Origin of the sequence: Flavobacterium cupriresistens (assembly GCF_020911925.1) — a bacterium.
GTDB classification, from domain to species: Bacteria; Bacteroidota; Bacteroidia; order Flavobacteriales; family Flavobacteriaceae; genus Flavobacterium; species Flavobacterium cupriresistens.
The window spans coordinates 1,032,781-1,045,561 of sequence record NZ_CP087134.1 but is presented as its reverse complement, the minus strand read 5'-3'; the positions used below and the strand labels follow the sequence as shown (position 1 = coordinate 1,045,561).

Sequence of the window (12,781 nt, the reverse complement as noted above, 5' to 3'; positions counted from 1 at the left end):
TTTTTGAGAGATTTGTCATTTTTGAAGTGCGTGAATTTCTATAAAAAGAGAAACGCTAAGTTTTAATCAATTTTAGTTATGATGAAATCAATTGAGTAATTATTTTACAATCATTTATAAAAGCTATTAATTTTTAATTTTTTATAGCTGTTTGTAATTAAAATTGACCTTCATAAAACTATCGTAAGCTGTTTTTTATTTTCTTTTATAGCAATAGGTGTATTTTAAATTATTGTTGATTTGGGTGCTTTATTTAAGTTTTTATCTTCGTTTTTCTTAGTTTAACGGGTTATTAACATAGAATTGTTTATAAAGTTGGTATTTTTACGATCATACCAGAAGTCAGTAGTGATTTTTTAAAAATTCATGATTTCGTATTAAGATGTTAAAGAGAGTTTCGCTGGAATCAAAAAAGCAATTTTTGTTTTAGTGTGTACTCTAAATTGATTTCTTAAAATAATAATTTTATGATCTAATTCTTATTGTGTGCCAATTTTGATGCTGTTTTGCCTATAAAACATTTTTCAAATTGGTTTCATAATTTTCGAAATTTCATAACATTGATTATGCGATAGTTTTGAATTTTAAATTTCGTTCTGATTTTTAGTTTTAATTTTAAATCTAAATTTATGAAAACACTATATTTTACATTAGCCGTATTATTTGCCAATGTGGCAATTTCTCAAACACATCAAATTACAAAACACAATGGAGAGCAATTGGATGTTAATTTCATTAAAAGTGAAAATGATTTAATTTATTATGCTTTAAACGGAAGTGCTGAAGAAATGAAAATTAGCAAATATGCAGTTTCTCAAGTTACCAACAAACAGACTAATCAAACTCAAAAAGTTTCAGATAGGGTAGAAGTAGTTTCAAAATCAGATTACAATAAGGTTCAGGTTTTGTCTGAGGATAAAACGGTTGGTTTAAAAAAAGTGGCAAACTTTGAAGGAGTTTCTGTTAAGACAAAAGGAGAGGGACCATTGGGACAGCAAAAGCAAACTGCGATGTTGATTAAAACAAAGTCAGCTTTAAAGGGTTATCCGTTTGTAAGTATTGTCGAGAAAGATAACGGGAAATACGAAGCAGTTGCTTATGTGTATTAATTAGTTTGTTAATTTTTTGTAAACATCTTGTAATCAATATTTTATAATTATAAAAAAGAGTATCTTTATTAATCACTTAAATCTAATAATATGTCTAATAAATCAAATACAATCGCCGCAATTTTGGCCGGTGCCGCAGTAGGAGCCGCAGTAGGAATTTTATTTGCTCCGGATAAAGGATCTAAAACACGTGCAAAACTTAAAGAAGGTTTAGATGATGCAACACATAATTTGAAGGATTCAATAGGAGCAAGTTCTGAAGTGTTACGTGAAAAATTTGCACATGCAAAAAAGAATCTTGACGGAACATACGATGATTTACTTTCGAATATGAGTTACAAAACAGAAGAAGTAATTTCATTTTTAGAATCTAAGCTTGCGGATTTGAAAGCGCAAAACGCCAAACTTCAAAAGTAAATTTCTAAGTCAGGCACAAAACGAATTTTTTAATAGATTACATTTCCAGTTTATTTGGTTACTTTTAATAAGGAAATGGCAATTTTTAAAGTGCGTTTTGTGCTTTATTATTTAACTAAAAATCAAATTATGGCTTTTGAAGAATTAAAAGAACATACCGAAAATATGCAAGATCAAGCTAAAGAGTATTTAGACAGTCACTTAGCATATTACAAACTTTGGGGTTTTAAAGTAGCCATGAAGTCTACCACACTAATTTTTAAGTTTACTTTAATTTTATTGTGTTTTGCTATGGTTTTGTTATTTGGTTCTGTTGCAGCAGCGTTTGCTTTTAGCAACATGTTTGGGAGTTATACCTTAGGATTTTTAACAGTAGGAGGGATGTATTTGGTGGCAACTATTTTACTTTTCTTTATCAAAGATAAGTTTGTTGAAGGACCAATTTTGGAGAAATTTTCAGAAATCTTTTTTAATGATTAATTATGGAAACAAAAAAATACGCTTCATACGCTGAAATTGAAAGAGAGTTAGAAATACTGAAACTTCAAAAAGACATTAATTATCAGAAATTAGTTTTAAGTTTTCAGAAAACTAAGGAAACGATAACACCACAGAATATTGTCAATGGCTTTTTGTCCTCATACAAAGAGTACTTTTCAAATTCTTATGTGAGTATTTTACAGTCTATTTTGCCCTATATTATTGGGTGGTTTATCAATAAAAAAAGAGGCAATTAAGCCTCTTTTTTGTTTTTAGAATTATTTTTCTTCCGGTATTATATCATCTTCATAACCCGATTGTGGCTGAATTGGTTTCGGTTTTTCAATTTTCTTATTGTTTTTCTTCATCATTTCACCAACTTGGTTAGAAGCAGTAAACGAAGCAACCATATTATTTAGCATATCACTTCCGGCTTGCGGAGAGTTTGGAAGAAGAATTAAATTAGAATTGGCGTCAGCTCCAATGGCTTGTAACGTATCATAATGTTGTGTCACTACAATCAGGGCAGAAGCTTCTTGAGAATTAATACCAACATTGTTCAAAACTTCAACACTTTCTACTAAACCTCTTGCAATTTCACGACGTTGATCTGCAATACCTTGACCTTGCAAGCGTTTACTTTCAGCTTCGGCTTTTGCTTTGGCAACAATTCTGATTCTTGAACTTTCTGCCTCAAACTCAGCAGCAGTTTTTTCTCTATCGGCCGCATTAATTCTGTTCATTGCATTTTTTACCTGGATATCCGGATCAATATCAGTCACCAAAGTATTGATAATATCGTACCCGTAAGTTGTCATCGCTTCATTCAATTCTCTTTTTACTGCAATCGCAATATCATCTTTTCTTTCAAAAACATCATCCAGTTTTAGTTTAGGAACTTCAGCACGAACCACATCAAATACATAAGCAGTAATCTGATCGTGTGGATATTCCAGTTTATAAAAAGCATCATATACTTTTTCCTGGATCACTTTAAACTGAACCGAAACTTTCATTTTGATAAAAACGTTGTCTTTAGTTTTGGTTTCAATGATAACATCTAACTGTTGAATTTTCAAATTAACACGTCCTGCTAATCGGTCAACTATCGGGATTTTCAATTGCAATCCTGAATTTCTAACGCTCAAGAATTTTCCAAATCTTTCTATAACTACTGAGGATTGTTGTTTCACAGTAAAAAAGGAAGACATTAAAATAAAGAACGCAAATACTAAAATGATAATAAATGGTGTGAACATAATGATTTTGATTTAGTTTTATGATCCGGTAAATTACGAAAATTCCTCGGATTTATTTTTTTTGCAACTATAAAAAAACGCTAAGAACATTTAAAGGATGTTTCTTAGCGTCTGAATTTTATTGAAAGTTGGTTTTATATCGAACTTATTGCTTTCTGAATTCTCGAAATAGTTTCTTCTTTTCCGATGATTTCTACAATGTCAAATAGGTGAGGACCTTTAAGCGCTCCAACCAAACTCAGTCGGAAAGGTTGCATTACTTTACCCATTCCAATTTCGTTTTTCGTCAACCAATCTTTTACAATTGTTTCGATATTCGCAGAAGTAAAATCAGCAATATTTTCTAAAACGGAGATCAGTTCCTGCATCAAAGCCGGTGTTTCTTCCTTCCAGTTTTTGCTTGCTTTCTCATCATAAGAAGTTGGTGCCTGGAAAAAGAAATCAGTAAGATCCCAAAATTCAGAAACAAAATGAGCGCGTTCTTTAATAAGAGACACAATACGTGTTGTCAGTTCGAGCGAAGTCGAGAACCCTTTTTCTTCCAAAATAGGAGTAAAGTCTTTGGCTAAATCTGCATCATTTTGTTTGATTAAATGCTGGTGATTGAACCATTTGTTTTTCTCAGGATCAAATTTTGCTCCTGATTTGTGCACTCTGTTTAAGTCAAAAGCATCTACTAGTTCCTCCAATGAAAATAATTCTTTATCCGTTCCGTCATTCCAACCTAATAAAGCAAGGAAATTTATAACAGCTTCCGGGAAAAAACCTTTCTCTCTGTATCCGGAAGAGGTACCCTCTTCGGTTTTCCATTCTAACGGAAACACAGGAAATCCTAATTTATCACCATCTCTTTTAGATAATTTTCCATTACCAACTGGTTTTAATATCAAAGGTAAATGAGCAAATTCCGGAGCATCCCATCCAAAAGCTCTGTATAATAAAACGTGAAGAGGCATAGACGGCAACCATTCTTCACCACGAATTACATGTGAAGTTTCCATCAAATGATCATCCACAATATTAGCTAAGTGGTAGGTTGGCATTCCGTCACTTTTAAACAAAACTTTATCGTCAAGAAGATTCGTTTCAAACTTTACATCTCCGCGAATGATGTCTTTCAAATGTAAAGTTTCATCAACCGGAGTTTTAAAACGGATCACATAATGTTCTCCATTTGCGATTCTTTTAGCAACTTCATCGGCAGAAATTACAAGAGATGTATCTAACTTTTCACGATTATGATGGTTGTAAATAAATGTTTTTCCATCTGCTTCATGTTCTTTTCTTAAGGCATCAAGTGCTTCCGGAGTATCAAAAGCATAATACGCCCAACCCGAATGGATCAGTTGATCGGCATATTCTTGATAGATTGCTTTACGATCACTTTGTCTGTACGGACCAAATTTTTCGTTTTTTCCAACGGTTTCTTCAGGAGCAATTCCCAACCATTCTAATGCTTCCATTATGTAAGCTTCAGCACCGGGAACAAAACGAGTTTGATCAGTATCTTCAATTCTCAGGTAAAAAACACCATTGTTTTTTTTGGCAAATAAATAATTAAATAGGGCAGTACGAACACCACCAATATGTAATGGCCCTGTTGGACTTGGTGCAAAACGCACCCGAACTTGCTTTGACATTTGTTTGAAATTTTGATGCAAAGATACGATATTAGTTAAAATCCAAATTTTTAAAAATCCCAAATTCTAAAAGACTACAGCAGTTGGAATTTGGAATTTATTTTTTGGAAATTGAATTGCTATAATTAGTACTTTTATAGGTTATAAGTAAAACAGATTCATTTTGAAAACAACGTCTGCCATATATCTAAAGCTAGAAGCCTTTATTAAAAAATATTATACCAATGAACTCATAAAAGGAATGCTTCTTTTTACCGGTTTTGGACTTTTGTATTTTTTGATTACCCTTTTTATTGAGTATTTCCTTTGGTTAAAACCATTGGGAAGAACTCTTTTGTTTTGGCTTTTTATAGGAGTGGAAGTGTTCCTTTTGTTTCGTTTTATTTTGTTTCCAATTTTTAAGTTATTCAAACTTCAAAAAGGAATAGATTACAATCAGGCTTCTGCTATTATTGGAAATCATTTTACAGAAGTAAGTGATAAACTGACGAACTTTTTACAATTGTCAGCCTCTGAGAATTCAGCAGAAAGTTCAGAATTAATGCTGGCTTCAATAGAGCAAAAAGCAAATTCATTGCAACCAATTCCATTTGGAAATGCAATCAATTTTAATTCGAATAGAAAGTATTTGCCATTGGCTTTGATTCCAATTTTGCTTTTTGCAGTGTTTTATATTTCAGGGAACAGCACGATTATTTCTCAAAGCTTAAATAGGGTAGTCCATTTTAATGCTACTTTTTTACCTCCTGCACCTTTCAAATTTGTGGTGTTAAATCAGAATTTGCAAACAGAACAAAACAAAGATTTTGTTGTGAAAATGGAATCTGTTGGAAAGATCGTTCCGGAGAATGTGATGATTCATATTGGTGATGAAAGTTATTTTATGGAATCTTCAGAACCAGGAAAGTTTGAATTTAAAATCGAGAAACCGATAGAGAATGTTGCTTTTTCATTTGAAGGGAATTCAGTTTCATCTAATGAATATGAATTGAAAGTAATCACCGTTCCATCGATTGCCAATTTCGAAATGGTTTTAAACTTCCCATCTTATTTAAAGAAAAAGTCAGAAACCATTCAGGGAACAGGAAATGCTATTGTACCGGAAGGAACTTTGGTGACTTGGAAAATGAAAACTCAGGCTACGGAAGAGATCGTTTGGAAGGATGAAAAATCAGTTTTTAAGTTCAATAAAGCCGAAAATGAGTTTAAATTGAGCAAAAACATAGGTCAAAATACAGAATATCAAATTCTTACCTCCAATAATAAGGTAAAAAACTACGAAAAACTCGATTATCAGCTTTCTGTTATCAAAGATCAGCATCCAACGATCACTGTTGCACCGGCACCGGACAGTTTGAAGTTAGACAAAAATTATGTTTTAGGAAGATTGGGTGACGACTATGGTTTATCTAAATTACAGATTGTTTACTACGAACGCAACAAACCCCAGACTGCCAAACGTGGAACTATTCCGGTAAAGCAAGCTGTTTTTGATCAATTCGTTTTTTCGTTTCCAAGTAATTTAGCAGTTGAAGAAGGTGTATCGTATGAATACTATTTTGAAATTTTTGACAATGATGCGCCTCATAATTTTAAGAGTACAAAGTCTTCTGTGTTTTCAGATCGAGTGGCTACTACTGATGAAGTGCAAGACTTAGAATTACAACAGCAAAATCAAAACATTAATAGTTTAGAGAAATCTTTAAAGAATCAAACCAAACAGTTTTCTGAAATGGATAAGATTCAGAATACCGGAAAAGAGAAAGATAATTTAGAGTTCAAAGATCAGCAAAAGATAAATGAGTTTCTGAAACGTCAGAAGCAACAAGATGAATTGATGAAGCAGTTTACAGAGAAGATGAACAAGAATCTGGATAAATTCAAAGAAGATAAAAAGGATAAAACTGCAGAAGATTTACAAAAGCGTTTAGAGAATGCAGATAAAGATTTAGAAAAAAATCAAAAGTTATTGGACGAATTGAAGAACTTAAACGACAAATTAAATAACGAAGAGTTGTTTGATAAGATGGAAAAGTTCAAACAAATCAGTAAAAACCAATCGAGAAACTTAGAGCAATTGGTAGAACTTACAAAGCGTTTTTATGTTTCAAAGAAAGCCGAACAAGTGGCAGATAAATTAGACAAGCTTGCTGAGAAAGAAGAACAGCTTTCTAATAAAGAAAAAGAAAACACTTCCGATAAACAAGAAGAAATTAATAAAGCATTCGAGAAAATCCAGGAAGATTTAAAGGACTTAAAAGAAGAAAATAAATCATTAAAATCTCCTTTAGAAATTCCTTCAGATGCTTCAAAAGAAAAAGACGTAAAAGAAGATTTGAATAAAGCTTCTGAAGAATTGAATAAAAAGAATACTTCTTCGGCCAAACCAAAACAAAAGAGTGCTGCTAAGAAAATGAAAAGCTTGGCACAAGACATGAAGTCCGGTATGGAAGGTGAGGAGAAAGAACAAATGGAAGAAGATGTGGCTATGTTGCGTCAGATCTTGGATAATCTTTTAGCCTATTCTTTATCTCAGGAAGATGTGATGAAACAATTTAGGTCGATGAAATTGGGATCATCTATATATACGAAGAATATAAAAGTGCAGCAAAATTTAAAGCAACAGTTCAAACACGTTGACGATAGTCTGTTTGCTTTGTCTTTAAGAAACCCTAAAGTAGCCGAAGATGTAACGAAGGAAATAGGAAATGTACAATATAATATTGATAAAGCTATAGAGTCGTTAACCGATGTTCAGGTTCCAAAAGGAGTTTCGCACCAACAATATGCTGTTTCATCTGCCAATAAATTAGCTGATTTTTTAAGTGATTTATTAAACAACATGCAGATGTCAATGTCTAAACCCGGAAGCGGAAAACCAAAACCTGGTGACGGACAAGGAATGCAATTGCCGGATATCATTCAAAAACAAAAAGGATTAGGTGATAAAATGAAAGAAGGAATGAAGCCGGGTAGTCAACCGGGACAAAAACCGGGAGAAGGTAAAGACGGAAAATCAGGTCAGGGACAAAGCGGTCAGGGTAAAGATGGACAAGGTAAAGATGGTAAAAGCGGGAATGGAGGAAGCAAAGGAAACCAAAATGGCAAAGGAGAAAAGGACGGAAAAGAAGGTGAGGATGGAGAAGGAGATGCTGAAGCAATAATGGAAATTTATAAAGAACAAGTTAAACTTCGTGAAGCATTACAAAAGGAATTAGCCAAACAAGGATTAGATTCTCAAGGAAGATCTGTTATTGAGCAAATGAAACAATCCGAAAAGCAACTTTTGAATAAAGGTTTTAAGAATGAAAATTTGCAAAGAATATTAAATATCCAACAAGAATTATTGAAATTAAACAATGCAGTGCAGCAACAAGGTCAAGATACCAAGCGCCAATCTGAAACAAATAAAGCTGAATTTACAAATAGAACTAATGCGTTGCCAAGCTCGTTATTGGATTATTTAAACAGCGTGGAGATTTTAAATAGACAATCACTACCTTTGCGCTCGAATTTTAATCAAAAAGTTCAAGAATATTTTAATACAAAATGATCAATTTTAATTACGAAACAGAATTTAATTTAGAGAACGAAGAAGCCTTTACTGATTGGTTGAGTGCTGTAATTGTTTCTGAAAACAAAAACGAGGGAGAGATAAATTACATTTTTTGTGACGATGAATATCTTCATAAAATAAATGTAGAGTATCTGGATCACGACACACTAACCGATATTATCAGTTTTGACTATACAGTTGGTAACGAATTAAACGGAGATATTTTTGTTTCTGTTGAAAGAGTAGAAGACAACGCTAAGGATTTTAATGTTCCTTTTGATGAAGAATTGAAGCGTGTTTTAGCCCACGGTATTTTGCATTACTGTGGATACAAAGATAAAAGTGATGCTGATGCAGCGTTAATGCGCTCAAAAGAAGATGAAAAAATCGCCATGTTCCACGTGGAACTATAGCTTAAACATCTTTTTAAAAGTTTGAAAAGGTGTTCCACGTGAAACATATTCTGTTTTTGTAGAGATATCCAGAAAACGTTCCACGTGAAACAAAGTGAAATATTGAGATTGAGTTTGTGAAACGTTCCACGTGGAACGCTCAGTTTTGAAATTTTGAAATCAAATCCGTTCCACGTGGAACAGTTTGAACCCCGTTTTAGCGCAGCTAAAACCCCCAAGTTTTGGAATTTGGTATTTCATTTTTTTGGAATTTAAGAAAAGTTCCACGTGGAACAAAAGAGTATAAAGTTAATTCTGAGAGCCACCTTAAAGGGTTTCCGGAGAATAATAAAACAAAATGTTTTTAGAAGAATACGATGTTATTGTGGTGGGTGCTGGCCATGCCGGTTCCGAGGCCGCGGGAGCGGCAGCAAATTTGGGATCCAAAACGCTGCTGGTTACAATGAGTTTGCAGAACATTGCACAGATGTCTTGCAACCCTGCAATGGGTGGAATTGCAAAAGGACAGATCGTTCGTGAGATTGACGCGCTCGGAGGATATTCCGGAATTATTTCAGATCGGACGGCAATTCAATTTAAGATGTTGAACAAATCAAAAGGTCCTGCAATGTGGTCGCCAAGAGTTCAAAGTGATCGAATGCGTTTCGCCGAAGAATGGAGAATGATGTTGGAGGGAACTCCAAATTTGGATTTCTACCAGGAGATGGTCAAAGGTTTGATTATTGAGAATGGCAAAATCAAAGGTGTGAAAACTTCGCTTGGAATTGAGATTCGTTCGAAATCGGTGGTTTTGACAAATGGTACTTTTTTGAATGGTCTGATTCATATTGGAGACAAACAGTTTGGTGGGGGTAGAGCAGGCGAAAGTGCTGCGTACGGAATCACCGAAGATTTAGTTCAGGCAGGATTTGAATCTGGAAGAATGAAAACAGGAACGCCACCGAGAGTCGATGGACGTTCTTTGGACTATTCTAAAATGAACGAAGAAAAGGGAGATGCAAAGCCGGATAAGTTTTCGTACTCCGATGTGACGTCACCTTTGATTCATCAGAGATCATGTCATATGACGTACACGTCCTTGGACGTGCATGATATTTTGAGATCTGGTTTTGATCGTTCACCAATGTTCAACGGTCGTATAAAAAGTATCGGCCCAAGATACTGTCCGTCGATAGAAGATAAGATTAATCGTTTTGCTGATAAAGAACGTCATCAGTTATTTGTTGAACCGGAAGGTTGGAATACTTGTGAGGTTTATGTGAATGGATTTTCGACTTCGCTTCCTGAGGATATTCAATTTAAAGCATTGCGTTCTGTTGCCGGTTTTGAGAACGTGAAGTTCTTCCGTCCCGGTTACGCGATCGAATATGATTATTTCCCGCCAACACAATTGAAACATACTTTGGAAACAAAGCTGGTGGAAGGATTGTATTTCGCAGGACAAATAAACGGAACAACCGGATATGAAGAAGCTGCATCGCAAGGTTTGATGGCCGGTATAAATGCGCATTTAAAAGTACACGAAAAAGCGCCATTGATTTTGAAACGTGATGAAGCGTATATCGGAGTACTGATCGACGACTTGATTACGAAAGGTACAGAAGAACCATATCGTATGTTTACCTCAAGAGCAGAGTATAGAACTTTGTTGCGTCAGGATAATGCCGATTTCAGATTGACACCAATGTCACATGAAATTGGTTTGGCTTCTGAAAAGCGTTTGCGTAGAATGGAACACAAATTAAATGAGTCTGAAAAGATGGTTGCCTTTTTCAAAGAAACAAGTGTTTCGGTTGGAGAGGCAAATCCTATTTTAGAAGCGAAGGATACCGCATTGATTACACAAGGTGATAAAATGTTTAAAGTGTTCTCTCGTCCACAAATTGATTTGGAGGATATCATGAAATTTGAGAAAGTGAAAGAATACATCGCAGCAAACGATCTTGATCAGGAAATCTTAGAGCAAGCCGAAATTCAAGTGAAGTATTCCGGATACATCGAGAAGGAAAGAAATAACGCAGACAAATTGACAAGACTTGAAGAAGTAAAAATTCCGGAGAATTTTGACTACAACAAAATCAAATCAATGTCAATCGAAGCAAAACAAAAATTAAGCAAAATTCGTCCCGTAACCATTTCGCAAGCATCAAGAATCAGCGGAGTATCACCAAGTGATATTTCGGTGTTATTGATTTATATGGGAAGGTAGAGAGAGAATTTTAGATTGTTGATTTTAGATTGTTGAGCGTAAGGAGTAATTTTTAGATTTTAGATTTCACGCAATCTAAAATCTAAAATCCACAATCTAAAATTACAATTGTTCCACGTGAAACTATTTCGTGATAGATTTTATTTAAGTTATTGTTTAGTCATGAAAATAATTGAGAAAGAAGTTTTATCATTGCAAGATAAAGAAACGTTGTTGCAACTTTGGAATAACGAATATCCGGTGAAATTAAATTATCAGGCTATGCATGATTTTGATTTGTATCTGGATGCTTTGGTGGAAAAGAAGCATTATTTGTTGCTTGATGAGAATAGCAGGATCAAAGGCTGGGCTTTTACTTTTTTACGAGAGGGAGAAGATTGGTTTGCTATAATTTTGGATAGCGATATTCAAGGGAGTGGTAACGGTAGGCTTTTGATAAACGAATTAAAAAAGAATAAAAGAAGTTTGAATGGTTGGGTGATCGATCATGAGAATGACGTGAAACAAAATAAAGAGGCATACAAATCTCCATTGCCGTTTTATATTAAAAATGGATTTGTAGTGCTTGAAGACAAGAGATATGAAGGCGAGAAAATGTCTGCCGTCAAAATAAATTGGAAGTATTAAAAAAGTATATAAAATAGAATAAGCCCTAAAAGTGAATTTTTCATTTTTAGGGTTTGCTATGAAGTTAAATCAAAACCCCAATATTTATAAAATGAACGTTTTAAATAAAAAACACTTTCTTACGGTAAAAGATCATTCCGTTTCTAAAGAAATTTTCGAATTGTATTATGATGAAAACCTGGACATGTTAATTACGTCTCCACAACCGGATTTAGAAAATTTAGGAAGGTATTACGAAAGTGAAGATTATATTTCGCACACAGACAACAAACGTTCATTATTTGAAAAAGCCTATCACTTTGTAAAAAATATAGCCTTAAAAAATAAGCTGAATTTGATTAATGCAGAGCAAGCTCAGAAAGGCAGAATTTTGGACATTGGTGCCGGAACTGGCGATTTTTTATTAACAGCAAAAAATGATGGTTGGGAAACGATTGGAGTAGAACCAAGCGCAAGAGCAAAAGAAATTGCAGTTAAAAAAGGAATTTCATTTGTGGACGAAATCAGTGCTCTGGAGAATAATTCGTTTGATGTAATTACAATGTGGCACGTTTTAGAACATGTTCCAAATTTGGAATTTCAAATTTCGGAATTGAAACGTTTATTAAAACCAACTGGAACATTAATTGTTGCGGTTCCAAATTTTAAATCATACGACGCAAAACATTACGATACATTTTGGGCAGCTTATGATGTGCCGATTCATTTTTGGCATTTCTCTAAAAAAGCCATTCAATCGCTTTTTGAAAAAGTGGATATGAAATTAGAAAAAGTACTTCCGATGAAATTTGATTCTTTTTATGTGAGTTTATTATCCGAAAAATACAAAACAGGAAAAATGAACTACATCAGTGCTTTTTTGATCGGTTTGAAGTCAAATCTAAAAGCCAGACGTACGATGGAATATTCTTCGCACATTTACGTGCTAAAAAACAGCTAAAACTTATTTTTAGCGCGTTTTAGCGACGTTTTTAGGTAAGAAGGGCTCTGAATATGTCTTTTTTTAGAAATTCGCTTAAAAACGAGCTATGAAATCCATTATTAATAACAGTAAATTATACATAACTTAAG

11 protein-coding genes are annotated in these 12,781 nt (G+C 33.8%); 9 read left to right on the top strand and 2 right to left on the bottom strand.

Annotated features, from left to right (window positions below; translation table 11 throughout):
- Positions 1–629: 629 nt before the first annotated feature.
- The 4 genes from LNP23_RS04620 (at position 630) to LNP23_RS04605 (ending at position 2,263) form a co-directional block, all read left to right on the top strand.
- Positions 630–1,109 carry a hypothetical protein gene (locus LNP23_RS04620; protein WP_047774577.1) on the top strand — a complete coding sequence of 160 codons (480 nt, stop codon included), beginning with the start codon at positions 630–632 and terminating at the stop codon, positions 1,107–1,109.
- A gap of 90 nt (positions 1,110–1,199) precedes the next feature.
- Positions 1,200–1,526 carry a YtxH domain-containing protein gene (locus tag LNP23_RS04615; protein WP_047774575.1) on the top strand — a complete coding sequence of 109 codons (327 nt, stop codon included), beginning with the start codon at positions 1,200–1,202 and terminating at the stop codon, positions 1,524–1,526.
- A gap of 129 nt (positions 1,527–1,655) precedes the next feature.
- The gene (locus tag LNP23_RS04610) at positions 1,656–2,006 is read left to right on the top strand and encodes a hypothetical protein (RefSeq protein WP_047774958.1); all 351 of its coding nucleotides are present in this window, start codon (positions 1,656–1,658) and stop codon (positions 2,004–2,006) included.
- 2 nt (positions 2,007–2,008) lie between these two features.
- On the top strand, positions 2,009–2,263 hold the full coding sequence (locus tag LNP23_RS04605; protein ID WP_047774574.1) for a DUF6327 family protein: 255 nt from the start codon (positions 2,009–2,011) through the stop codon (positions 2,261–2,263).
- Positions 2,264–2,284: 21 nt separating this feature from the next.
- Here LNP23_RS04605 and LNP23_RS04600 read toward each other — a convergent pair whose 3' ends face one another.
- Both LNP23_RS04600 and gltX read right to left on the bottom strand, forming a co-directional pair.
- Positions 2,285–3,265: an SPFH domain-containing protein gene (locus tag LNP23_RS04600; RefSeq protein ID WP_230004046.1), complete on the bottom strand. Its 981-nt coding sequence runs from the start codon at positions 3,263–3,265 to the stop codon at positions 2,285–2,287.
- Between the two features lie 134 nt (positions 3,266–3,399).
- On the bottom strand, positions 3,400–4,905 hold the full coding sequence (gltX, locus tag LNP23_RS04595; RefSeq protein WP_230004045.1) for a glutamate--tRNA ligase: 1,506 nt from the start codon (positions 4,903–4,905) through the stop codon (positions 3,400–3,402).
- A gap of 163 nt (positions 4,906–5,068) precedes the next feature.
- On the opposite strand from gltX, the gene LNP23_RS04590 reads away from it, so the two are divergent.
- The 5 genes from LNP23_RS04590 to LNP23_RS04570 all read left to right on the top strand — a co-directional run bounded on the left by LNP23_RS04590 (position 5,069) and on the right by LNP23_RS04570 (position 12,650).
- On the top strand, positions 5,069–8,458 hold the full coding sequence (locus LNP23_RS04590; protein WP_230004042.1) for a DUF4175 family protein: 3,390 nt from the start codon (positions 5,069–5,071) through the stop codon (positions 8,456–8,458).
- A complete protein-coding gene (gene ybeY / locus LNP23_RS04585; protein WP_230004040.1) occupies positions 8,455–8,874 on the top strand; it encodes an rRNA maturation RNase YbeY in 420 nt (139 codons plus the stop codon). Before LNP23_RS04590 ends, ybeY begins: the two co-directional genes overlap by 4 nt.
- 337 nt (positions 8,875–9,211) lie before the next feature.
- Positions 9,212–11,083, top strand: a complete 1,872-nt coding sequence (gene mnmG, locus LNP23_RS04580) for a tRNA uridine-5-carboxymethylaminomethyl(34) synthesis enzyme MnmG (protein ID WP_230004038.1) — start codon at positions 9,212–9,214, stop codon at positions 11,081–11,083.
- 162 nt (positions 11,084–11,245) lie between these two features.
- On the top strand, positions 11,246–11,710 hold the full coding sequence (locus LNP23_RS04575; RefSeq protein WP_230004036.1) for a GNAT family N-acetyltransferase: 465 nt from the start codon (positions 11,246–11,248) through the stop codon (positions 11,708–11,710).
- Between the two features lie 91 nt (positions 11,711–11,801).
- Positions 11,802–12,650: a class I SAM-dependent methyltransferase gene (locus tag LNP23_RS04570; protein WP_230004034.1), complete on the top strand. Its 849-nt coding sequence runs from the start codon at positions 11,802–11,804 to the stop codon at positions 12,648–12,650.
- Positions 12,651–12,781: the final 131 nt, after the last annotated feature.

Bases quoted from the DNA above. Each gene is read 5' to 3' on its own strand.
- LNP23_RS04620 (WP_047774577.1), top strand. From the start codon at position 630: ATGAAAACACTATATTTTACATTAGCCGTATTATTTGCCAATGTGGCA.
- LNP23_RS04615 (WP_047774575.1), top strand. From the start codon at position 1,200: ATGTCTAATAAATCAAATACAATCGCCGCAATTTTGGCCGGTGCCGCA.
- LNP23_RS04610 (WP_047774958.1), top strand. From the start codon at position 1,656: ATGGCTTTTGAAGAATTAAAAGAACATACCGAAAATATGCAAGATCAA.
- LNP23_RS04605 (WP_047774574.1), top strand. From the start codon at position 2,009: ATGGAAACAAAAAAATACGCTTCATACGCTGAAATTGAAAGAGAGTTA.
- LNP23_RS04600 (WP_230004046.1), bottom strand. From the start codon at position 3,265: ATGTTCACACCATTTATTATCATTTTAGTATTTGCGTTCTTTATTTTA.
- gltX (WP_230004045.1), bottom strand. From the start codon at position 4,905: ATGTCAAAGCAAGTTCGGGTGCGTTTTGCACCAAGTCCAACAGGGCCA.
- ybeY (WP_230004040.1), top strand. From the start codon at position 8,455: ATGATCAATTTTAATTACGAAACAGAATTTAATTTAGAGAACGAAGAA.
- mnmG (WP_230004038.1), top strand. From the start codon at position 9,212: ATGTTTTTAGAAGAATACGATGTTATTGTGGTGGGTGCTGGCCATGCC.
- LNP23_RS04575 (WP_230004036.1), top strand. From the start codon at position 11,246: ATGAAAATAATTGAGAAAGAAGTTTTATCATTGCAAGATAAAGAAACG.
- LNP23_RS04570 (WP_230004034.1), top strand. From the start codon at position 11,802: ATGAACGTTTTAAATAAAAAACACTTTCTTACGGTAAAAGATCATTCC.